At 33.9% G+C, this 21,976-nt stretch carries 20 protein-coding genes; 18 read left to right on the forward strand and 2 right to left on the reverse strand.

Going from position 1 to position 21,976, the window contains the following annotated elements:
• Nucleotides 1–241: 241 nt before the first annotated feature.
• The 4 genes from HCJ50_RS14665 to HCJ50_RS14680 all read left to right on the forward strand — a co-directional run bounded on the left by HCJ50_RS14665 (nt 242) and on the right by HCJ50_RS14680 (nt 6,747).
• Nucleotides 242–1,231, forward strand: a complete 990-nt coding sequence (locus HCJ50_RS14665) for a glycosyltransferase family 2 protein (RefSeq protein ID WP_185349210.1) — start codon at nt 242–244, stop codon at nt 1,229–1,231.
• A gap of 5 nt (nt 1,232–1,236) precedes the next feature.
• A complete protein-coding gene (locus HCJ50_RS14670) occupies nt 1,237–3,327 on the forward strand; it encodes a glycosyltransferase family 39 protein (RefSeq protein ID WP_185349212.1) in 2,091 nt (696 codons plus the stop codon).
• Between the two features lie 79 nt (nt 3,328–3,406).
• Nucleotides 3,407–5,731, forward strand: a complete 2,325-nt coding sequence (locus HCJ50_RS14675; RefSeq protein ID WP_185349214.1) for a bifunctional glycosyltransferase/CDP-glycerol:glycerophosphate glycerophosphotransferase — start codon at nt 3,407–3,409, stop codon at nt 5,729–5,731.
• Nucleotides 5,728–6,747 (forward strand): hypothetical protein, encoded by a 1,020-nt coding sequence (locus tag HCJ50_RS14680; RefSeq protein ID WP_185349216.1) that lies wholly within the window; start codon nt 5,728–5,730, stop codon nt 6,745–6,747. The genes HCJ50_RS14675 and HCJ50_RS14680 overlap by 4 nt, the downstream gene beginning before the upstream one ends.
• Before the next feature lie 50 nt (nt 6,748–6,797).
• Here HCJ50_RS14680 and galU read toward each other — a convergent pair whose 3' ends face one another.
• Nucleotides 6,798–7,685, reverse strand: a complete 888-nt coding sequence (gene galU, locus HCJ50_RS14685) for a UTP--glucose-1-phosphate uridylyltransferase GalU (RefSeq protein ID WP_185349218.1) — start codon at nt 7,683–7,685, stop codon at nt 6,798–6,800.
• Between the two features lie 223 nt (nt 7,686–7,908).
• Between galU and HCJ50_RS14690 the strand changes: the two genes are divergently transcribed.
• The 12 genes from HCJ50_RS14690 (at nt 7,909) to HCJ50_RS14745 (ending at nt 20,031) form a co-directional block, all read left to right on the forward strand.
• Nucleotides 7,909–8,622 (forward strand): IspD/TarI family cytidylyltransferase, encoded by a 714-nt coding sequence (locus tag HCJ50_RS14690; protein ID WP_185349220.1) that lies wholly within the window; start codon nt 7,909–7,911, stop codon nt 8,620–8,622.
• Complete coding sequence (locus tag HCJ50_RS14695; protein ID WP_185349222.1) at nt 8,615–9,640, forward strand: ribitol-5-phosphate dehydrogenase; 1,026 nt, start codon at nt 8,615–8,617, stop codon at nt 9,638–9,640. Before HCJ50_RS14690 ends, HCJ50_RS14695 begins: the two co-directional genes overlap by 8 nt.
• Before the next feature lie 145 nt (nt 9,641–9,785).
• Nucleotides 9,786–11,159: a glycosyltransferase family 2 protein gene (locus HCJ50_RS14700; protein WP_185349224.1), complete on the forward strand. Its 1,374-nt coding sequence runs from the start codon at nt 9,786–9,788 to the stop codon at nt 11,157–11,159.
• 21 nt (nt 11,160–11,180) lie between these two features.
• Entirely contained in the window at nt 11,181–12,335 is a 1,155-nt protein-coding gene (locus HCJ50_RS14705) for a CDP-glycerol glycerophosphotransferase family protein (RefSeq protein ID WP_185349226.1), read from the forward strand.
• A gap of 11 nt (nt 12,336–12,346) precedes the next feature.
• Nucleotides 12,347–13,498, forward strand: coding sequence for a CDP-glycerol glycerophosphotransferase family protein (locus HCJ50_RS14710; RefSeq protein WP_185349228.1), 1,152 nt, complete (start codon nt 12,347–12,349; stop codon nt 13,496–13,498).
• A 64-nt stretch (nt 13,499–13,562) separates the two neighbouring features.
• Nucleotides 13,563–13,946: a glycerol-3-phosphate cytidylyltransferase gene (tagD, locus tag HCJ50_RS14715; RefSeq protein WP_185349230.1), complete on the forward strand. Its 384-nt coding sequence runs from the start codon at nt 13,563–13,565 to the stop codon at nt 13,944–13,946.
• Nucleotides 13,947–14,064: 118 nt separating this feature from the next.
• Entirely contained in the window at nt 14,065–15,555 is a 1,491-nt protein-coding gene (locus HCJ50_RS14720) for a nicotinate phosphoribosyltransferase (protein WP_185349232.1), read from the forward strand.
• An 11-nt stretch (nt 15,556–15,566) separates the two neighbouring features.
• Entirely contained in the window at nt 15,567–16,391 is an 825-nt protein-coding gene (gene nadE, locus HCJ50_RS14725) for an ammonia-dependent NAD(+) synthetase (protein WP_185349241.1), read from the forward strand.
• A 12-nt stretch (nt 16,392–16,403) separates the two neighbouring features.
• On the forward strand, nt 16,404–16,712 hold the full coding sequence (locus tag HCJ50_RS14730; protein WP_185349243.1) for a putative quinol monooxygenase: 309 nt from the start codon (nt 16,404–16,406) through the stop codon (nt 16,710–16,712).
• A 58-nt stretch (nt 16,713–16,770) separates the two neighbouring features.
• Nucleotides 16,771–17,175 (forward strand): PTS sugar transporter subunit IIB, encoded by a 405-nt coding sequence (locus HCJ50_RS14735; protein ID WP_185349245.1) that lies wholly within the window; start codon nt 16,771–16,773, stop codon nt 17,173–17,175.
• A 129-nt stretch (nt 17,176–17,304) separates the two neighbouring features.
• Nucleotides 17,305–18,861: a glutamine-hydrolyzing GMP synthase gene (guaA, locus tag HCJ50_RS14740; protein WP_185349247.1), complete on the forward strand. Its 1,557-nt coding sequence runs from the start codon at nt 17,305–17,307 to the stop codon at nt 18,859–18,861.
• Between the two features lie 525 nt (nt 18,862–19,386).
• Nucleotides 19,387–20,031, forward strand: coding sequence for a histidine phosphatase family protein (locus tag HCJ50_RS14745; protein ID WP_185349249.1), 645 nt, complete (start codon nt 19,387–19,389; stop codon nt 20,029–20,031).
• A 235-nt stretch (nt 20,032–20,266) separates the two neighbouring features.
• On the opposite strand, the gene HCJ50_RS14750 is transcribed toward HCJ50_RS14745, so the two are convergent.
• Complete coding sequence (locus tag HCJ50_RS14750) at nt 20,267–20,449, reverse strand: hypothetical protein (protein ID WP_185349251.1); 183 nt, start codon at nt 20,447–20,449, stop codon at nt 20,267–20,269.
• Between the two features lie 218 nt (nt 20,450–20,667).
• Between HCJ50_RS14750 and HCJ50_RS14755 the strand changes: the two genes are divergently transcribed.
• Together HCJ50_RS14755 and HCJ50_RS14760 are read left to right on the forward strand one after the other, a co-directional pair.
• The gene (locus tag HCJ50_RS14755; protein WP_185349253.1) at nt 20,668–21,237 is read left to right on the forward strand and encodes an effector binding domain-containing protein; all 570 of its coding nucleotides are present in this window, start codon (nt 20,668–20,670) and stop codon (nt 21,235–21,237) included.
• Nucleotides 21,238–21,251: 14 nt separating this feature from the next.
• A complete protein-coding gene (locus HCJ50_RS14760) occupies nt 21,252–21,863 on the forward strand; it encodes a DUF6273 domain-containing protein (RefSeq protein WP_185349255.1) in 612 nt (203 codons plus the stop codon).
• Nucleotides 21,864–21,976 lie beyond the last annotated feature (113 nt).

The following is a 21,976-nucleotide window of genomic DNA, read 5'->3' on the forward strand; positions in this document are numbered from 1 at the left end:
TAATTAAACTTAAAATATAAGTAGTTTTATCCTCTAAACTAGAAAGTTATTTTGGGGGATTTTCCTCTAAATTAAACATAACATTAATTCTGTTATTTTTGTCTCTACAGATAAATAAGGAATAGCCTACTTATTGCTAGATAAATTTTTGGATATATAGTTGATAAACTGTCTTAAATGAGATATGCTGTATATACTGATTGTAAAGAAAGCGTAATATTGGTAAGGGGTTGTAGAAAGAGTGAAAAAACCATTTTTAACTGTTGTAGTGCCTTGTTACAATGAAGAAGAAGTTCTGAGTGAAAGTGTAGCACAACTAACAAGTATTATTAAAAAACTAATTATGAGTGATTCAATAAGCGATAAGAGCCAGATTATGTTCGTTGATGATGGAAGTAAAGATAAAACTTGGGAACTTATTGAGGAGTATTCAGAGTCAAATGCACATGTATCAGGGCTTAAATTAAGTCGTAATTATGGGCATCAAGGGGCACTGCTAGCCGGACTTACATCTGCACATGTATATTCAGATTGTGTTGTTTCTATTGATGCAGATTTACAAGATGATGTGAATGCAATCATTAAATTCATGGAAAAATATCATGAAGGATATGATGTTGTTTATGGTGTAAGAGATAAACGAGATACAGATACTTATTTTAAAAGAAATTCTGCATTAGCTTTTTATAAGATTATGAGCAAATTAGGAGTTAATATGGTTCCTAATCATGCTGACTACAGGTTGCTTAGTAAGCGTGCTTTAACAGAGTTTTTGCGATACAAAGAAGAAAACATGTTTATACGAGGTATCGTTCCATTACTTGGATTTAAATCTACTAAAGTTTACTATAATAGAAATGAAAGGTTTGCTGGCGAATCGAAGTATCCATTGAAAAAAATGCTATTATTTGCAGTAGATGGTATTACGTCATTTAGTGTAGCTCCTATTCGCTTATTGCTTGTAGTAGGATCTTTTACATTTTTTGTGGGTGTAATTTTAGGTATATATGCAGTTATACAAAAATTACTTGGAGAAGTTGTTCCTGGTTGGACATCGTTAATTACCTCACTATGGCTAATTGGAGGAGTTCAATTAATTGGTATGGGGATTTTGGGTGAATATATTGGGAAGATTTTTAAACAAGTAAAAGGAAGACCGCGCTTTACAATTGAAGATAATGTCTTTGAAATGAAATGTAAGGAAAATAAAATCAACGAGAGTTTGGTGTAAAAAGAGTGAAGAATAAGTTAGTTTACATTTTTAATGCTATATTTATACTTATTTTTGGTTATCTGCTTTGCATGAGCATTTTTAAGCCAGAGTTTTTAAGCTTTGATTACCCAGTAACATTAATATTTATGAGTACGTCTGCCTTATTAGTTCTTATTGGTATCTTTCAGTTTAGTTCTAGATTAAATAAAAAAGGAGATGGTTTTTTAACCATCTTTTTGTTGATTATGATATTTTTGAGTCAAATTTATATGTTAGCTTCCTTGCAAATGGATTCATTTGCAGATGCTTTTGTTGTCAAAGGGGAAGCCTTAAAAATGTTAGCAAACGGTGGGCATGCTTCAGTTCAAGAATATTTTATGATGTATCCAAATAATATATTTATAACTATTATTAGATATTGGTTATACTCTTTAGGAGGCGTGTTTGGTATTACCAACACGTATTTACTAGAAAGTGTATTTTTATTTATTTGCATGAACATAACTATTTTTGTATTATTTTGGATTGTTCGTAAAGAAAATGGTGGCAAATACGCTAATATTTATTTAATTATTGTATTATTATGTGTACCATTACAAGGTTATATATGGTATTTTTATACAGATACCCTTGTATTACCTTTTGCTGCTCTAATTACACTATGTTATTATCAATACACAAAAAGTAAAAAATGGTGGTACTTTATAATAATTGGAATATTATTTGCAATAGGTTATCATATAAAACCAAATGTAATCATTTTGCTTCCAGCAATGATTATTCACCAATTTTTTATTATAAATTGGCGCAAAGTTTTTCTTAATATAATTATTTTAGCAATTTTCTTTGTTTCTTTGAGTAGTGTTTTTACACCATTGTCTGTACATTATGGTTTTAAAAAAAATGCAGAATTAGAATTCCCTCAAACTCATTGGGTAATGATGGGGCTTGGTGATCCAGCAGGTCGTTATAACAGAGATGATGTTGTATATACGTCACAATTCAAAACAAAAGAAGAAAAGCAAGAGGCAAATATAAAGGAAATCAAAGAACGAATCAAAAAACATGGTCCAAAAGGTTTGTTGGAACTTTATAATAATAAGATGCTAAACACTTGGACAGATGGAACACGTGCTTATACATGGTACACTAATTCGGCCTTAGATTATTCTGAACCATATAATTATTTTTTCGGAGATAAGCGTATGTTGTCGGAAATGGCTGCACAAATATTTCATATTATTAACTTACTTTTAATTTGTCTAGGAGCGTTACGATTTTACAAAAAAAGAGAATTTGATATATCATTTTTTATCAATATTACTTTGATAGGAGTATGGTTATTTCATTTAATTTGGGAGGCTAATCAGCGATACATCTTATTTGTCACTCCATTAATGATAGTTTCATCAATATACGGAGTCAAATTCATTATAGAGACTTTGTATACAAGTAAATTTGTTTTAAAAAGCAAGCTAAAAAAAGCATTTTTAATTACAAGTTTTCTAGTTTTTCTAATAAGTAGTATTCTTCTAGTTTTTGGTGGCAAAATAATTGCTGGTGATAAACATGATAGTAATAATTTTCTAATACATCAAAGTTATGCTCACATAGAAGTCCCTGTAACTGATAAACAAAAAATCGAACAGACTTTTAAGGCAAAGGAACCATTTAATTCTGTTCAGCTATCTATTTTGAAAAAGCCAGATAATGAAAGTAGATATCGTATTAAAATTACGAATGAATCGGATAATAAGATTATTTATAATCAAGTGAAAAAAGGAGTAGAATTTTCTGATTCGAGTCACTATAAATTGGTTGTAAATGAAAATCCTAATGTAGAAATGACATATAGAATTGAAATTTCAGAAGTTGAAAATAGCAATCTAAATCAACCACTAAAATTAGGGACTTACATTGAAGGAAATGTAGACCTTTATCCATTTGGGAATTTATACATTAATGGTAATAAGAAAAAAGATCAAGACATTGGTTTTGATGTTATGTATACTGAGTCAGAGCCTATGGTATCCAAATTCACATATATTATGTTTGGATTGTCTCTAGTAATCATTTTTGCAGGAACATATTATATATTTAAAAGAAGACGATAATTTGTATCATTAATATAATGAAGACAAGAACATAAAGATATTATTTGATATATATTTTTAATTAGGGAGAGTCTATAAAATGAACATTGATTCAAATAAACATATCGAACAGAATCGAGAGTCAGGCATAAGTATTATCATACCGCTTTTTAATGTAGAAGAAATAATTTTTGAAACACTGGAAAGTATTCATGATCAGACCTTTGAACTGTACGAAGTTTTATTAATTGATGATGGATCAACAGATAAAACAAAAGAAATCGTAATGCAATATATAAAAGATAAACCGCGATTTAAGTTATATAGTCAACCAAATGGTGGGCCAGCTTCAGCAAGAAATCATGGATTACGTTTAGCAAATAGAGAATATATTTGTTTTGTAGATAGTGATGATATTATTCCCAACTATGCGCTACAACTTATGTATGATGGAGCGATAACAACTGGTTCTAAATTAATTACTGGAGCAACGAAGCGATTTAACTCAAATGGTGAATGGTTTATACCAATGCATATTAAATATAACATTGCGAAACCTGGTATGAAAACATTATTGAAAAATCCAGAGTTATTTTATTCCATAGGGCCATGTGCAAAATTATATCACCATTCTTTAATTGAAGGTGTCTACTTCCCAGAAAATATTCGATATGGAGAAGACCAACCTTTTGTTTTGCATGCTTTACTACAAGCGGAAAATATTTATACTGTGGAGAAAGTGGTTTATTATTATAGACTTCGAGATGGTGAATCTCAATCGCTAACCCAATCTGTAAATAAAAATCCCATTCGTATTTTAAAATCTGTTTTTCAAATATTTGATTATGGTGAAGCGGAACTTTTAAAAAATAATACTGAATTTGAAGTTGCATTAAAATATTATCAACGTGTTTCAAGCATTGAACTTTGGGGAGCACTGAGAGCGGCAATTGAAAGTAAGAAAAGTGAAAACCAGAAAATTGCTTTTACTATGACGCTGGATTGGTTTAAAACTAAAACAGATGATTTTTTAAATATTATCCCTTCATTTAGATATTTTTTATTGCATAGTAGTATTGAACGGGTACAGTATATAACAAAAGATAATAAAGAGAATTATCGCAAACTTATTGCTTATCTATGGAGTAGGCAAGGAGAAGAAGCAAAAAAGGCATTTAAAAAAGCGTATCCGATTCATATGAAAGCAGCCTTACAGATTATCGATAATAATGATTGGAGTAGTGCACGTAAAATTTCCTTTAAATTTATTGTTCGACGCAAATTTAAAGCACCAATTTTAATTAGCAAAGTTAGTAGGAGAATTATATTTAAACTAGCTAGTTGGTTGCCACGGAAAAAAAATCAAGTAGTTCTTGCTACAGAACGTAATACACATTTAGAGGGTAATTTACTTGCTATTTATGATTATTTGTTTTATAACAACATGCCTCAGAAGGTATATGTGTTCTTAAGAAAGAATCGGAACTGGTTTGAAATGTTTCAGTTATATTATGTATTAGGAAGAGCGAAGACTATTGTTTTAGATGATTATTATAACAAAATTTATGGTTTGAAATTTAATAAAAATACACATGTAATACAGTCCTGGCATGCAACTGGAGCTTTTAAAAAGTTTGGATTCAGTGCTTTGGAAGGAACAGATGCAAACACAGAAGAATTTGAAACACGTGCCCATTCACCATATACAGATGTACTCGTTAGTTCCAAGGGGATTATTCCAGAGTATATGGAAGCCTTTAGAAAAAAAGAAAATCAAATTAAACCAATTGGTATTCCACGAACAGATATGTTTTTTAATCAAGAATATGTGAATTATACGAAAGAAACGTATCAAAAAATCTATCCACAATTAAAAGATAAAAAAGTACTTCTTTATGCACCAACATTTCGTGGAGGTCCGAATGAGCGATTCAATTACAGTGTTACACTTGACATCGCTGCACTAAAAAGAGAACTTGGGGATACACACATTTTATTGCTGAAGTTTCATCCAGTTATAAAAAATGTTTCTTTCAATTTAGATGCTGATGATCCATTCATTTTAAATTTGTCAATAAACCATGATATTAATGATTTAATGTTGTTTAGTGATGCTTTGATTACAGATTATTCTTCAGTTATTTTTGAATATAGCTTAATGAATAGACCTATCTATTTCTTTGCTTACGATATTGATGAATATTTAGATGAAAGAGGTTTTTATTTTGATTACAAGGCAACAATTCCAGGTGGGATTTTTAAAGATACAGAATCGCTAGTTGATTCAATTAAAAATGGAGATTACAATTTCGATGAGCTTCAAACATTTAAAAATAAATTCGTTGGAAGCTTAGACGGAAATTCGACAAAACGATTCGTTGAAACATATATTGCAAAAAATGATGAGGATGTGAGTAATATATGAATCTAGTAATAGAGAAACTTGTTATAGAAGGTTCTGGAAGCAGATGGGGAAGTCCCTATCTTTGTGAACAAATAAAGAATAAAGTGATGAATACATCAGCTGATTTTTTAATAGTTTGTTCAGAGTTTAATCAAAAAATCCTATTACAAATAGAAGATTATGTTACTCGCTGCTCTGAGAATATGGATGAAGCAGATATTCATTTATTCAATCAAAATCATGCGTTTTTACAATATTTACGCAAGCTACCAGATGAAAATAAGTATGAAATGACTGAGAAACTCCAATTTCTTGATGAAATATCACCTAAACCTGTGAGTACTTACTTGGAACGTGATCCCCATGTGTTATTGGAGGAGATGGGATCGTATATTTTGTATAATATTTCTTTTTTGAAAACATATTTTGAAAAAGCAGAAGAAAGAATGTGCCTAATTGATATTTTTCAAAAAGCAAAAATGATATGGAAGCATAGTGTTTTGGAAGAAATTGAAAATAATGAAGTTAAGATGCAAGTTGCTGATAATTACACTATAAATGATATGATTGATTGCTGGGATTTTTATAGGAAGTTGGAAGAGGACTACACAGAGTTGAGCTTAGTTTTACTGGATTTTGATAAAAACTTTTTTAACTATCTGATACGCACAAAATTAGGTCCAGAGTTCCAAAACAAATTAATAAATGGTGAATTAAATGATGCGCAAGAAGCTTTAAAAGATCTTACTAATTTTCTTAATAGCCATAATAAGCAATTAGTGAGTGAACTTATATCAGTAGGTTATTTTTACTTGCAAATTCCAGTTGAAAAATATTTTGTTTGGAGTGAAAATAAGCCATTCAGTATAGCATATTTACAATTTTTAAAGGTGCTTTTTGATAAAACTCACTATCAATCGAAACAATATTATTTAAAGTATTATCGGCGTGCTACAAATTCAGTATATAAAGCGGTGGGGTTGAATTCTATTAAACCAATTGCTAAAGCTTATAAACTTTATTATGTACTAGGATAAATTACTTAAAAAGAGAGCCAGCCAAATTTTAAATTTGGTTGGCTCTCTTTTTATTTCTTATCATTTTTATGAATTTGATGGTATAAATCATCAATTAACTTACTTACATCATTTTTTATTTCAGGATGTTTTAAAGCAAATTGCATAGTAGTTTGAATGAAACCGAATTTATCTCCTACATCAAATCGTTCCCCTTCAAAATCATATGCGAATACACGCTGTACCTCATTCAAGCTGTTGATAGCATCGGTTAATTGGATTTCGCCACCTGCTCCTGGCTGTTGTGTTTCTAAGAAATCAAATATTTGTGGTGTTAGTAAATAACGTCCCAAGATGGCTAAGTCAGATGGGGCTTTAGTAGGATCTGGTTTTTCCACAAAACCTTTTACATTATATAAATTTTTGTCATATTCATTAATTGGATCTATAATACCATAACGATATGTTTCTTCGTGAGGTACTGTTTGCACTCCAATAACAGAACTATGAGTTTTTTCATATTGATTCATAAGCTGTTTAGAACATGGGATTTTTGATTCTACAATATCATCACCTAACATAACTATAAAAGGTTCATTTCCAACAAAACCTTTAGCTTGAAGAATTGCATCACCAAGTCCTTTAGGTTTTGCTTGACGAATAAAATGTAGGTTGATATTAGTCGTTTGTTCTACTAGATGTAATAATTCCATCTTATTTTTTTCGCGAAGGTTACTTTCAAGTTCTGGTACGGAATCAAAATGATCTTCAATAGCTCGTTTCCCTTTACCAGTTACAATAAGAATATCTTCTATACCTGAGGCAACTGCTTCTTCTACTATGTATTGAATGGTTGGCTTATCCACAATTGGTAAAATTTCTTTCGGCATAGCTTTTGTTGCTGGTAAAAAACGTGTTCCTAGACCAGCAGCAGGAATAACTGCTTTTTTAACTCTCATATTTAATAGTCTCCTTCTATTCTGAAATTCATATAGACCATTTAAGTATACGCTAATACCTTTTAGATTTACAAGTTTTTCATTGTTATTATATGAAATGATAGACTTTTTGACAAACTTAGAAAAAAATAATATATTAGGCTAGATAGAAACTAGTTAGTTTTACTACTTCTATGTTACAATGAAGATAATGACTAAAAAAACAGTTAAAGGAGATTAGAGAATGATATACGCTCAAATTTTAGCTGGAGGAAAAGGTACGCGAATGGGTAACGTTAGCATGCCAAAACAATTTCTACCTCTAAATGGTAAACCAACTATTGTTCATACGGTAGAAAAATTTATTTTAAATACTCGTTTTGATAAAATTCTTATTTCATCACCAAAAGAATGGATGAATCATGCAGAGGACAACATTAAAAAATATATTTCTGATGACCGTATTGTGGTAATTGAAGGCGGAGAAGACAGAAATGAAACAATTATGAACGGGATTCGTTTTGTGGAAAAAACATATGGCTTAACTGATGAGGATGTCATTGTTACACATGATGCAGTTCGTCCGTTTTTAACACATCGAATTATTGAAGAAAATATTGATGCGGCACTTGAAACGGGAGCAGTTGACACTGTAATTGAAGCACTTGATACGATTGTTGAATCAAGTAACCATAACTTTATTACAGATATCCCGGTTAGAGATCAGATGTATCAAGGTCAAACACCTCAAAGTTTTAATATGAAAAAGGTGTATAATCACTATCAAAACTTGACGATGGAAGAGAAACAAATTCTAACAGATGCTTGTAAGATTTGTTTGCTTGCTGGTGAAAAAGTGAAATTAGTTAAAGGCGAAATCTTTAATATTAAGATTACTACTCCATATGATTTAAAAGTAGCAAATGCGATTATTCAGGAGCGGATAGCCAATGATTAATCAAGTATATAGACTTGTTTCAGAAAGACAGTTTGAAGTTGCCAATGTGGATGAAAGTTTAACGGATGATGTTATAGTTGTAAGACCAACACATTTATCTATTTGCGCGGCAGACCAACGTTACTATACAGGTTCTAGAGGGAAAGAAATGCTATCTAAAAAACTTCCGATGGCTCTGATTCATGAAGGTGTCGGCGAAGTAGTTTATGATGCAACTAAAGCGTTTAAACCAGGAGCTAAAGTAGTGATGATACCAAATACACCATTTGCCAGCGATCCTGTTATCGCGGAGAATTATTTGCAATCAAGCAAATTCCGTTCAAGTGGTTATGATGGTTTAATGCAAGACTATGTATTTATGCGGAGAGACCGTGTGGTTGCATTACCAGATGATATTAATATGAAAGTAGCAGCATTTTCTGAACTCATTTCTGTTGCTGTTCACGCGATTTTACGATTTGAATCAAAAAGTAATGCTAACCGTGAAACTTTCGGTGTATGGGGCGATGGAAATTTAGGTTTTATCACTTCTTTATTACTAAAATCTTGGTATCCTGAAAGTAAAGTATATATTTTCGGTAAAACACCTTACAAATTAGATTTCTTTTCATTTGTAGATGGTGCTTATTCAATTGATGATGTACCAGCTGATTTAGTTATTGATCAAGCATTTGAATGTGCTGGTGGAATGGGTAGCCAATATGCTGTAAGTCAAATTATTGATGTAATTAAACCAGAAGGAACGATTTCATTGCTAGGTGTATCGGAATATCCGATTGAGTTTAACTCACGCATGGTACTTGAAAAAGGGCTGACTGTTTACGGAAGTAGTCGCAGCGGTCGAGTTGATTTTGAAAAAACAGTAGAATTTTTATCAACAAACAAACGAGGCGTAGAATATTTGCAAAACCTTGTTGGAGAAGTTCATTCTGTTCATTCCATTCAAGATGTTATTGAATCATTTGAAGCTGATTTACGTAGCCCATGGGGTAAAAGCGTTATGGAGTGGAAGATATAATAAAAACATTGGGGAGTTTAGGTCATAAGCCGGTGATATTTGTTTGCTAAAGTTGATTTAGGAGGCAAGTTATTCGAATGCGTTTATTCGAAAATCATTTGCTTTATCCTAAACTTCCCAGCTTTTATATGGAGAGGGTAGTAGAATGAAATTTGCGATTATAATTCCTTTTTACAATGCTGAAAAAAGGTTAAAAGTATCCATAAATAGTGTTATTAAGCAGTCCTACCGTTTTTTAGAACATGTCGAGGTGCTGCTTATTAATGATGGAAGCACGGATAATAGCGGGATTATTGCGAATCATTACGCAGAAAAATATCCCAATAATATTCGCATGTTAAACATTCCGAACGGTGGACCTGCGAAAGCAAGAAACATTGGAATACATAATGTACGAGAAGATACTGACTTTGTCGGCTTTTTAGATGCAGACGATGTTTTATCTAGTAATATGTTAGAAAAGATGGCGGCTTTTTTAAATCAATCTAACGTAAATATGGTAGTACCAGCTTTTTATTATTTAGATGATTTTGGTAAAAAACAGAAAATTGCTCCACATAAATTAAATTATCGTTTTAAGAATGGCGATCGAATGGTGAATATTGAGGAAGAACCTCAGGCAATTCATTATTATATCGGGGGAACTTTTTTACGTTATAAGAGCTTGCAAGAGTTTTCGTTTGCTGAGGAGCTTTATTTTGGGGAAGATCAGCTCTTAATTACGCAATTTTTATTGAAGAATCGAACGTATGGATTAATTGCGGATGCGGGTTACTATTACTATCGCGATATGAAACAAAAGGGCTCGCTTGTAAGTTCTTCTTGGAAAAAAAATGAAAGGTATACAGCTTTTCTTGAAAAGGTATATCAAACATACATAGCAGATTCTCAAAAGGAATTTGGAAGCGTTATTCCTTATATAAAAACACTTATTGCTTATCATGCGAAGTTGTTTTTTTATAAGGAAAATGTGTATTTTAAAGAGGTACTAAATGAGGCTGAACAAGAAGGCTTTGTGGTTGAACTACAGCGAATATTGAAGGTAGTCGGAGCTAATACGATTTTGGCTCTAGACACGCCGCTTGTTGTAAAAGAAATGATGCTTTCGATTATGCGAAATGGTTGGCCAGTGCAGTTTGAAATGGAACCATTAAGTGAGGTACCGCTAGTTAGTATAAAAGAAGTCTATCGAATTGGTAAGCCTGCTGTAGTGGAACTATCGCTAGAAGAACAACGGCAGTCTTTGCCAAATGAAGGCCAGTTTATTCTTGGAGCAAGTACTGACAGCTCCTCTGCTAAGTTAATTACACGAAAATCTGACCAAAAAATTTGGGATATTTCGGTAAGAAAGGTTGGAAGTATAGAACGAGCGGTGTTTAATTTAAAACCATTTCAAAATAAAGTAGCAATCTTTTACAAAGATAGGTATAAAAAAATGTCAATTATCGAGTTACGTGTTATGAATAGCTTATTGGCAAAAATAAAACGAAATATCAAATTAAAACGAGATTTTAAATAAAGGGTGGGAGGAAATATCCTGATGAAGTTAGTACAAAAGGTATATTATCTGCTATTTAGGTTGGTGGGATTTTTACCTCGACAAAAGCAATTGGTGATGTTTGAAAGCTTTTCTGGAAAACAATATAGTTGTAATCCACGAGCGATTTTTGAATATATGGAAAAAAACAATCCAGAATATGAATTACTTTGGAGTGTGAATCCGAAATATGTCGAACTTTTTAAAGCGCAGGGTGTCCCATATGTTACACGTTTCTCAGTCAGTTGGTTATTTAAAATGGGACAGGCAAAATATTGGATTTCTAATAGTCGATTGCCATTAGAGCTACCGAAACCTAAAAAAACAATCTATGTGCAAACTTGGCACGGGACTCCTTTAAAGAAACTTGGGGTTGATATTGAAGAAGTCCATATGCCGGGGCAAACGACGGAACAATACAAAGCAGATTTTGTAAAAGAAGCGCAGAAATGGGATTATTTAATTGCTCCTAATGCATATTCTAGTGCTATTTTTAGACAAGCGTTTGGATTTACTGGTGAAATGATTGAATCGGGATATCCACGTAATGATATTTTATTTAGTGCGGACAAAGACGTGAAAATCGCAAATATCAAAAAAGCATTAAATATTTCAGAAGATAAAAAAGTTGTTTTATATGCCCCAACATGGCGGGATAATGATTTTTACGAAGCAGGAAAATACAAATTTGATTTAAAAATAGATATTGCTCAAATGCAAGAAAAATTGGGAGATGAAGTAGTTTTGCTTGTTCGGATGCATTATCTAGTTGCGGAACATTTTGATTTTGGGCAATATGGAGATTTTGTACGAGATGCATCAAAACATGAAGATATTCGTGATTTATATTTAGTGAGTGATTTGTTAATTACTGATTATTCTTCTGTATTTTTTGATTATGCGAATCTGAAACGGCCGATGTTGTTTTATACGTATGATTTGGCTGAATATCGTGATACGCTCCGTGGTTTTTATTTTGACTTTGAAAAAAATGCTCCTGGACCACTAGTCGAAACTAATGAGCAATTAATGGATGAGCTTGGTAAAATGCTTGTCAATCCGCCTGAAATAGAAAGTAGTTTTTTAGAGCAATTTTGTACTTGGGAAGACGGACATGCAGCAGAAAAAACGGTGAATATTGTTTTTGCTAAAAAATAGGCGGTGGAAAAATGAAAAAAATAGCAATTTATATTTATATGTTGGCTGTTAAAGTAGTTGGCGGTTTAGCAAGACTTTTTCCTATGCAGCAAAAAGTGGTGTTTTTAATTAGTTTTGAAGAGAATCCCGCAGCTATTATTAAGCAAATGGAGCTTGATAAATTTACGCCTAATACGATTGTTTTTTATGATCCACGTATAAATGTAACAAACATTTCACGAGATTTTCTAAAGCTAAAACCTAAAAATGTAGCTCAATTTATTCCATTAATGTTTCATCTTAATACGGCAAAAGTAGTTGTAACTGATAATTATTTTGTGGAATTAGCTGGGGAAAAATGGAGAAAAGGTGCTTCTTGTATTCAAATTTGGCATGCAAATGGTGCGCTAAAGAAGTTTGGCTGGGAAGATAAAGCAGCGCAAAAAAGAACCACAGCAGATAAAAAACGATTTCAAGCTGTTTATCAACGTTTTACGAATGTCGTCGTTGGGTCTGATGAAATGGCTTTGATTTTCCAAAAATCGTTTTTATTAGATGAAAAACAGCTATTAAAGATTGGCGTGCCCAGAACCGATTATTTTTTTGATAAGGAGAAGTTGAAAGCAAATTATGATTGGACCTTTCAATCGTTAAATCTTTCCAATAAAAAACAGCTATTGTATGCTCCTACTTTTCGTGATGATGAGTTACAAAACACGTCTTTACACTTAGATATTGCTGAAATGGAACGAGCACTGGGTGAGGAATATCAATTAATTTTAAAATTACATCCTTCGATTAGTAATGATTTAGAAAAGTTGGATAGTGATTTTGTCGTCTATGTAGATAAAGAAACACCCATTGAAACCTTGCTTCCAGTGGTGGATATTTTAATTACAGATTATTCATCAATTCCATTTGAATTTGCTTTACTTGAAAAGCCGATGATTTTTTATACCTATGATTTACAAGCATATGATAAAGCTAGGGGACTTTCGGATGGCTTTTTAGAGACAATTCCTGGTCAACCTGTTTTTACAACGACGGAACTAATTGAAGAAATTAAAAAAGGGTCGTTTGATTTAGAAAAAGTACGCCAATTTGCTACCAAATGGAATAAATACTCAGATGGATCCTCTAGCTTGCGATTTGTTTCGCTTCTAAAAGAAAGGCTGGAAAAGTAGCATTGCTAACCAGTAGAGATTTTTTTTGTTTCTTGATATACTACTAAAGAAAGTAGGTGAGCTGATGAAAAAAGTAATTACATACGGCACATTTGATTTAATTCACTGGGGGCATATTCGTTTATTAGAACGTGCTAAATCACTAGGAGACTATTTGATTGTAGCGATTTCGACAGATGAATTCAATCGATTGAAACATAAAGAAGCATACCATAATTTTGAGCATCGTAAGCTGATTTTAGAAGCGATAAGATATGTGGATGAAGTGATTCCAGAAAGTAATTGGGAACAAAAATTAGACGACGTTAAAAATAAGGATATTGATATTTTTGTAATGGGGGACGACTGGGAAGGTGAGTTTGATTTTCTAAAACCATACTGTGAAGTCGTTTATCTACCTCGGACAGATGGTATTTCTACTTCAAAAATAAAAGATGATTTGAAATAGTAACGGCACAAAATGAGTACTCCAATAATGTTTAATTATTAGGTGGGATGCTTATTTTGTGCTATTATTATTTATAAATGATAACTAAATTAGAACAGTTAGGTTAGGAGCAAAAGGAATGACAAATTTATTTCAAGATGATAGTCTAACGCTGCATACAGACCTTTATCAACTTAATATGATGAAAGCGTATTTTGACGATGGACTTCATGAGCGTAGATCGGTATTTGAAGTTTTTTTCCGTGATATGCCATTTGATTCAGGTTTTGTTGTATTTGCTGGACTAGAACGAATTATTCACTATATGCAAAATTTACGTTTTACGGAAACGGATATTACCTATTTACATGATGAACTTGGCTTTGATGGACCATTTTTAGAATACTTACGAACATTTAAATTTAAAGGGAATATTCTTGCTGCGAAAGAAGGAGAATTTGTTTTTAAAACAGAGCCTATCTTGCAAGTGGAAGCAAGTCTTGCAGAAGCGCAGTTAATTGAAACAGCTTTACTTAATATTGTGAATTTCCAAACGCTAATTGCAACCAAAGCAGCACGAATTCGTTCAGTTATAGAGGATGAAACATTTGCAGAGTTTGGAACAAGACGTGCACAAGAATTGGATGCAGCTATTTGGGGTACACGGGCAGCCTATATTGGCGGTTGTGATTCTACAAGTAATGTTCGCGCTGGAAAAATATTCGGCATTCCTGTGTCTGGTACGATGGCGCATGCGATGGTTCAAGCTTATCGTGATGAACTAGAGGCATTTAGAAGCTATGCTAAAACACATTTTGATTCCATTTTCTTAGTAGATACATATGATACGCTAAAATCAGGTGTTCCAAATGCCATCAAAGTAGCACAAGAAATGGGTGACAAAATTAATTTTATTGGTATTCGTTTAGATAGCGGGGATATGGCTTTCCTATCTAAAAAAGCCCGCCAAATGCTAGATGATGCTGGTTTCACCGAAGCGAAAATTTTTGCTTCTAGTGATTTAGATGAACATACGATTTTATCTTTAAAAGCCCAAAAAGCAAAAATTGATTCATGGGGCGTGGGTACGAAACTAATTACTGCATATGACCAACCTGCACTTGGAGCCGTCTATAAAATGGCTGCAATTGCGGATGAAAATGATATTTTACAAGATTCGATTAAGCTTTCTAGTAATACTGAAAAAGTTTCCACTCCAGGTAAGAAAAAAGTTTACCGGATTATTACGAGCGAAGATGGCTTAAAAGCAGAAGGAGACTACATTGCTTTAGAGGATGAATCGCTTGAAAACGTTGATAAATTAACGATGTTCCACCCAGTGCATACGTACATTATGAAAACGGTGGAAAATTTTACAGCCCGTGAGCTACTTGTACCGATTTTTAAAGACGGCGAACTAGTCTATGAAATGCCAACTTTAGATGAAATTAAAGCGTATAAAGAAGAAAATCTAGCACTACTTTGGGATGAGTATAAGCGTACTGTTCGTCCGGAGCAATACCCAGTAGATTTAAGTGTCAAATGTTGGAAAAATAAAATGCGCAATATCGAAAAAGTCCGGAAGAGTGTTCAATTACATTCACCAGTTGAATTAGATATGCCGTTTTAGGAGGAATTATGATGGATATCAGAAAAAGAATTTTAGCAGATATGCAAGTAGCAGAAACAATTGATGCTCGGGCAGAAATTAGAAAAAGTGTTGAGTTTTTAAAAGCATATTTAAAAAAGAACCCGTTCTTAAAAAGCTTTGTTCTTGGGATTTCTGGTGGGCAAGATTCCACGTTAGCAGGAAAATTAGCACAAATGGCGATAAGTGAACTACGCGCAGAAACGGCTGACGAGGAGTATCAGTTTTTCGCGGTGAGCTTACCATACGGAATTCAACTAGATGAATCGGACCGTCAAGATGCCCTTGATTTTATGCAACCGGACAACAGACTGACCGTCAATATTAAAGCTTCAGTGGACGCAAGTGTGGCGGCTCTTAGTGAAGCGGGCGTTGAGCTATCTGATTTTGCAAAAGGAAATGAAAAAGCGCGCGAACGAATGAAAGTCCAATATGCGATTGCGGCAATGAATAAAGGTGTAGTTGTTGGAACCGATCATTCGGCAGAAGCAGTTACTGGCTTTTATACAAAATATGGTGATGGCGGAACGGATATAAATCCACTATTTCGCTTAAATAAACGTCAAGGCAAGGCACTTCTAAAAGAGCTTGGTTGCCCGGAACATTTATATATGAAAAAACCGACTGCTGATTTAGAAGATAATAAACCAGCGCTTCCCGATGAAGTAGCTCTAGGTGTTACTTACGACCAAATTGATGATTATTTGGAAGGCAAAACAGTTCCAGCAGAAGCAGCAGCAAAAATTGAAAACTGGTTTATTAAAACAGAGCATAAGCGCCATATGGCAATTACGATATTAGATGATTTTTGGAAATAGGAGGTTGTTTAAATGAAAGTTGGTTATGGATTATTAACAGCTTTTTATACACATCCTGGAGAGCGTGATCAGTTAGTGAAGCTCTTGCTAGAAGCGGCAGAAGGCTTGGAAGAATATAATACATGTATCCAGTACATCGTTAGTGTTTCAGAGACAGAAGCGGAGACGATTTTTGTTTCAGAAATCTGGGTCGACAAAGGTCATCATGAAGCTTCTCTTGATAACATTGCTGTAAAGAGCATGATTGCAAAAGCTAAACCGCTAATCAAAGAAGTCAAACGCATCCAAGAACTAGATATCCTTGGCGGCAAAGGAATGTAGATATGCAAAACAAGAATGATTCTGGGATTTTCCAGAGTCATTTTTTGGAGGGATGAAGTTGAAAACATTAATGATTGTCTGCGCTGGCGGAGCGACTTCCAGCTTAATGGCACAAAACGTGGTGAAAAGCGCGGTTTCAGAAGGATTGGATGCTGTACTTGTTTTTCCAGAAGATGTGAAGTACCAAGATCGTTTCCGTGAAAATTTTGGCGAGCGAGATTTAGTTGTTGTAATGGGTCCCGTTGGCGCAATAACGGCTGGGAAATTCCGCAATTATAAAGAACAAGTCGATGCAGTGCTAGTCGCGCCACAAGTAAAATACATGTATAAAACAGTAGAAGAAGTTTTAGGGGAGCTTGAAATCCCTTGTGCTAATATAAATTCACTTGATTTTGGTCGAATGCGCGGCGATAAAATTCTCGTCCAAGGTTTAGGGCTGATAGACGAGAAAAATTCCAAATAAGGTGTTGCAACTTTAGAGGGGACACGTTAAAATGAAAGAAGATGAAAAGGACAAGTGATTTGTCCTTTTCTTATTATTACCGTGAAGTAACCGCATTTTTGCGGTTTCATTTTATAGATAAGGGTGGTTTTGTTTAAAATTATGAAAGACTTTACCGAGCAAGAGAAAATTATCGTTCTAGACTTTGGTAGCCAGTATAACCAACTTATTACGCGCCGTATCCGTGATTTTGGCGTGTATAGTGAATTACATCCGCATACTATCACACTCGAAGAAATGAAAGCACTAAATCCAACGGGAATTATTTTTTCAGGAGGACCAAACAGCGTATACGATAAAGATGCTTTTCGTGCGGATGAAAGAATTTTTGACATGGGTATTCCGATTTTAGGAATTTGTTACGGCATGCAATTAATGACTGTCCATTTTGATGGGAAAGTAGAAGCCGCAAAAGACCGTGAATACGGAAAAGCAGATATCCATGTAGAAGTACCTAACCGTTTATTTGCTGGACTTCCAACTGATCAAGTAGTTTGGATGAGTCATGGCGACTTAGTGGTACAAGAACCAGCTGGATTTGAAGTAACGACAACAAGCCCATCTTGCCCGATTGCCGGAATTGCTGACGAAGACCGCCAACTTTACGGCGTACAATTCCACCCAGAAGTACGTCACTCCGAATACGGAAACGAATTACTGAAGAATTTTGCATTAAACATCTGTGGCTGTAAAGGCGACTGGACAATGGAAAACTTTAGCGAAGTCGAAATCGCTAAAATCCAAGAAATCGTTGGCGACAAAAAAGTCTTGCTAGCTCTTTCTGGCGGTGTAGATTCCTCTGTTGTAGGTGTGTTAATCCATAAAGCGATTGGCGACCAACTAACCTGTATTTTCGTTGACCACGGCTTGCTTCGTAAAGGTGAAGCAGACCAAGTAATGGCAACTTTACAAGGTGAATTCAATATGAACATCATCAAAGTAGACGCGAAAAAACGCTTCATGGACAAACTAGCTGGCGTTTCTGACCCAGAACAAAAACGCAAAATCATCGGCAACGAATTCATTTACGTTTTCGATGACGAAGCAAACAAACTAGACGGCGTAGAATTCCTCGCACAGGGAACACTTTACACCGACATTATCGAAAGTGGTACAGCAACCGCCCAAACAATCAAATCACATCACAACGTTGGCGGACTACCAGAAGATATGCAATTTCAACTAATCGAACCACTAAACACCCTTTTCAAAGATGAAGTTCGCGCCCTTGGAACCGAACTTGGTATGCCTGATGCAATCGTTTGGCGCCAACCATTCCCAGGTCCAGGTCTTGGAATCCGTGTCCTTGGCGAAATCACCGAAGAAAAACTAGAAATCGTTCGTGATTCTGATTATATTTTACGCGAAGAAATCAAAAAAGCCGGCTTAGAACGCGAAATCTGGCAATACTTCACAGCCCTTCCAAATATCCGTAGCGTTGGTGTTATGGGTGACGGTAGAACGTATGACCATACTGTGGTTGTTCGTGCGGTGACGAGTATTGATGGGATGACTGCAGATTGGGCTCGTATTCCGTGGGATGTGCTGGAGAAGATTTCAGTGCGGATTGTGAATGAAGTAGCTCATGTGAATCGGGTTGTTTATGATATTACGAGTAAACCGCCTGCTACGGTGGAGTGGGAATAAAGAACCAACATAATATGGATGGGGAATATCGATAAATCAACGTTTTTCAATTACTAAAGTGCTTGATTTTCATTAAAAATGATATGGTTCCCTACCTTTTCCCTACCAAAATAACCCCTGCTAAGATAGTACTTAGCAGAGGATTTTTGTGTAATCCTACTTTTTAACATATAGATAACTTCACAAATGCATATTTTCAATTTATTGATAACAGTATTCAATTTTTTATTTATCTAAGAATGCTTTAACCATCAAACTATATCTTTCTATAAACACTTAATCCTTTCTTATCTTTACTCTGTTTAAATATTCTACATTCTCTATTCAATCCAAAGGAAGCAGCGAAATAAACTCCATAGTTTGTTAAATTTTAAGATGCACTCATTTCAATACCACCAAGTCGAATAACAAACTCTTCTAGCGTTGTTTTGGGTAGATGGTTCTGATGCAATGTTACTAATTTCTTGATTTCACTATCACCGATAAACTAAAACGTTTACAAAATTTTACCTTGGAGGATAAAACATGAATTCAACAGTTACTTTCTATGTTACTCGGCATGGCGAAACATTACTTAATCAGTTACATAAAGCACAAGGTTGGGCAGATTCCCCATTGACTGAAAGAGGAATCCAATCAGCCTCACAATTAGGACTACAACTGAAAGATGTTCAATTTTCGTCTGTATTTTCCAGTGATACATCCAGAGCTTTACAAACTGGAAAAACCATATTAACTGCACAGGGGCAAAATGAGTTGCAAGTTATTACTGATAAAAGACTCCGCGAGTGGTGCTTAGGGAGCTGGGAAGCAGAAAATAATGATAAGTTCATTTCAAGTATGATGAATGAATTGCAGATTCAAAATGATTTTTCAGAACTTAATTTTCGTCTGTCAGAAGTTCATGAAGTTATTTATAAATCCGATATAACAGGAATGGTTGAACCGTTTCATATGATTACGGATAGGTTGGAAAGTTTTCTCAAAGATATAGGCGATAATTTTATTCACTTGAATAATCCAAACATCCTAATTGTTACTCATGCTTTTACTATTAAAACACTGTTATATTTGTTTTCAAAAGAAATGTTGCGAAAAAAACCAAAAATCAAAAATGTCGATATTATTATCATTAAATATGATGGTAAAAGTTTTTCTATCCTTACATGATAAGCATAACTCACCTATGCAGTTAATGGCGAGAATTATATTTTTACAACTACCAGCTCGTTTGTTGCCACAAGTCATGACATGTTACGCTGAAACGCTCTGAAAATTAGTTTAGATATTTGCTATTTTGCGAACCAGTTGAGTCACTAACAAAACTACAAACCCAATAAAATAAGTCAACAGCCAAGAATGCTGTTGACTTATTTTATTGGGTTTTATGACTAAAATCATTCTTTCAGGTTCTATTTTTTAGGCTGACTATTTCTTTCTTCACTTCTTCACTGAACATTTCTAAACGGTCTTCTCGTGTTGCTTCAACATGATATACATCATTTGCTTTATCGTATTTATAAGTCTGAATAACTTCTTCTAGTGTTTCCTCACCAATTCCATAGTAGATAATCACTGAATTGTCCATAGTTAATCCAATTACTTCAAAATTAGTTGTAAACACCTTGACTAGATAATGAAATTACGGCATTATCGACAGTTAAATCTATTTTAGTACGTTTTGCTGAAGAAATTAATGATAAAGCTGATGTACATTTAAAATTACTTGATGATGATATGCTGTTTGCTTCTATAAATGCCCTTTCTTTTTCAGATAACCAAATTAAAGAAAAGGAGAGTATATCAATGGATGAACTCCATAAAGCAAGTGAAAATTTAAATAAACTAGAAGATAAAGATATTCGTATTATTTATTTACCACCTATGGCTATAGCGGCGGCTTATGCTTCAGGAGAGGGTTGTGAGGGAAAAGCATTGGATATGATTAGTAAATTTACAAAAGAGAACGATTTATTGAAAATAAAACCAGATGCTCGAAGCTTTGGCTTTGACTGCTCTGACGTTTCTATTGAGATTGGTGAAAATTCACGCATTTATGAAGTATGGGTCTCAATACCTGATAATATGGAGGTCCCAGCACCACTTTTAAAACGAAAATTCAGTGGGGGATTATATGCCGCACATGTGCTGCGGTCATGGGATTTCTCTGATTGGCGATGGTTGACAGAATGGGTTGATGCAAGTGATAAGTATGAAAGCGATTGGGGAGCGCCTCGATGGGATTCACCTGAAACAGTTTTTGGACAAGGATTTGAAGAAACACTAAACTTCTATAATTTTGTTCAGAAACATAATTCTGAAATGGGTTATCTACAACTTGATTTATTATTCCCTATAAAAGAAAAATATAACTAGAGGGGAGCTATAGAATGAAAAATTATGAAATTGGTTCGATACTTTCATTTGGGAATTATAACTGGCGAGTACTTGATATAAAAGAAAATAGTGCTTTAATTATAACTGAAAATATTATAGAACATCGTGTTTACCATGATGCGTATAAACAGATAACATGGGCTGATTGTGCGTTAAGATTCTATCTTAATGGTGAGTTTTATAATACATTTTCTGCTACTGAGAAATCGAAAATAGTTTCTGTAATCAATAAAAATGATGATAATCAATGGTATGGTACAGATGGGGGAGTAGATACCAAAGATAGCATATTCTTATTGAGTATTGAGGAAGTGACATGCCATTACTTTGGTGATAGTAGTTCAAAATTATATGAGCCGGGAAAGAATCAAAGATATTGGTTTGAAAGAAAAGATGATAATAACAATAAACGGATAGCAAGATTCGAGGGCAAAACTGGAGTTTGGTGGTGGCTTCGTTCACCTGGGCGAGTAAATGTAAAAGCGGTATATATACACGGTGATGGTAATGTGGGAATTCAAGGAAATAATATATTTAAAGGCAATATAAGTGATCGCAAATGTACTGGTGGTGTTCACCCAGCTTTATGGATGAAATTTTATTAAATAGTTATTAGCAACACTCATGTTGAAGTGGTGCTACTGACATAGTACAATAAAAGTAGACCCAGGGTTAGAGAAAAAATGATAAAATAAAAGAAAGAAAACCCAAGTGTCAA

The organism is Listeria immobilis (genome assembly GCF_014322765.1).
Lineage (GTDB): Bacteria > Bacillota > Bacilli > Lactobacillales > Listeriaceae > Listeria > Listeria immobilis.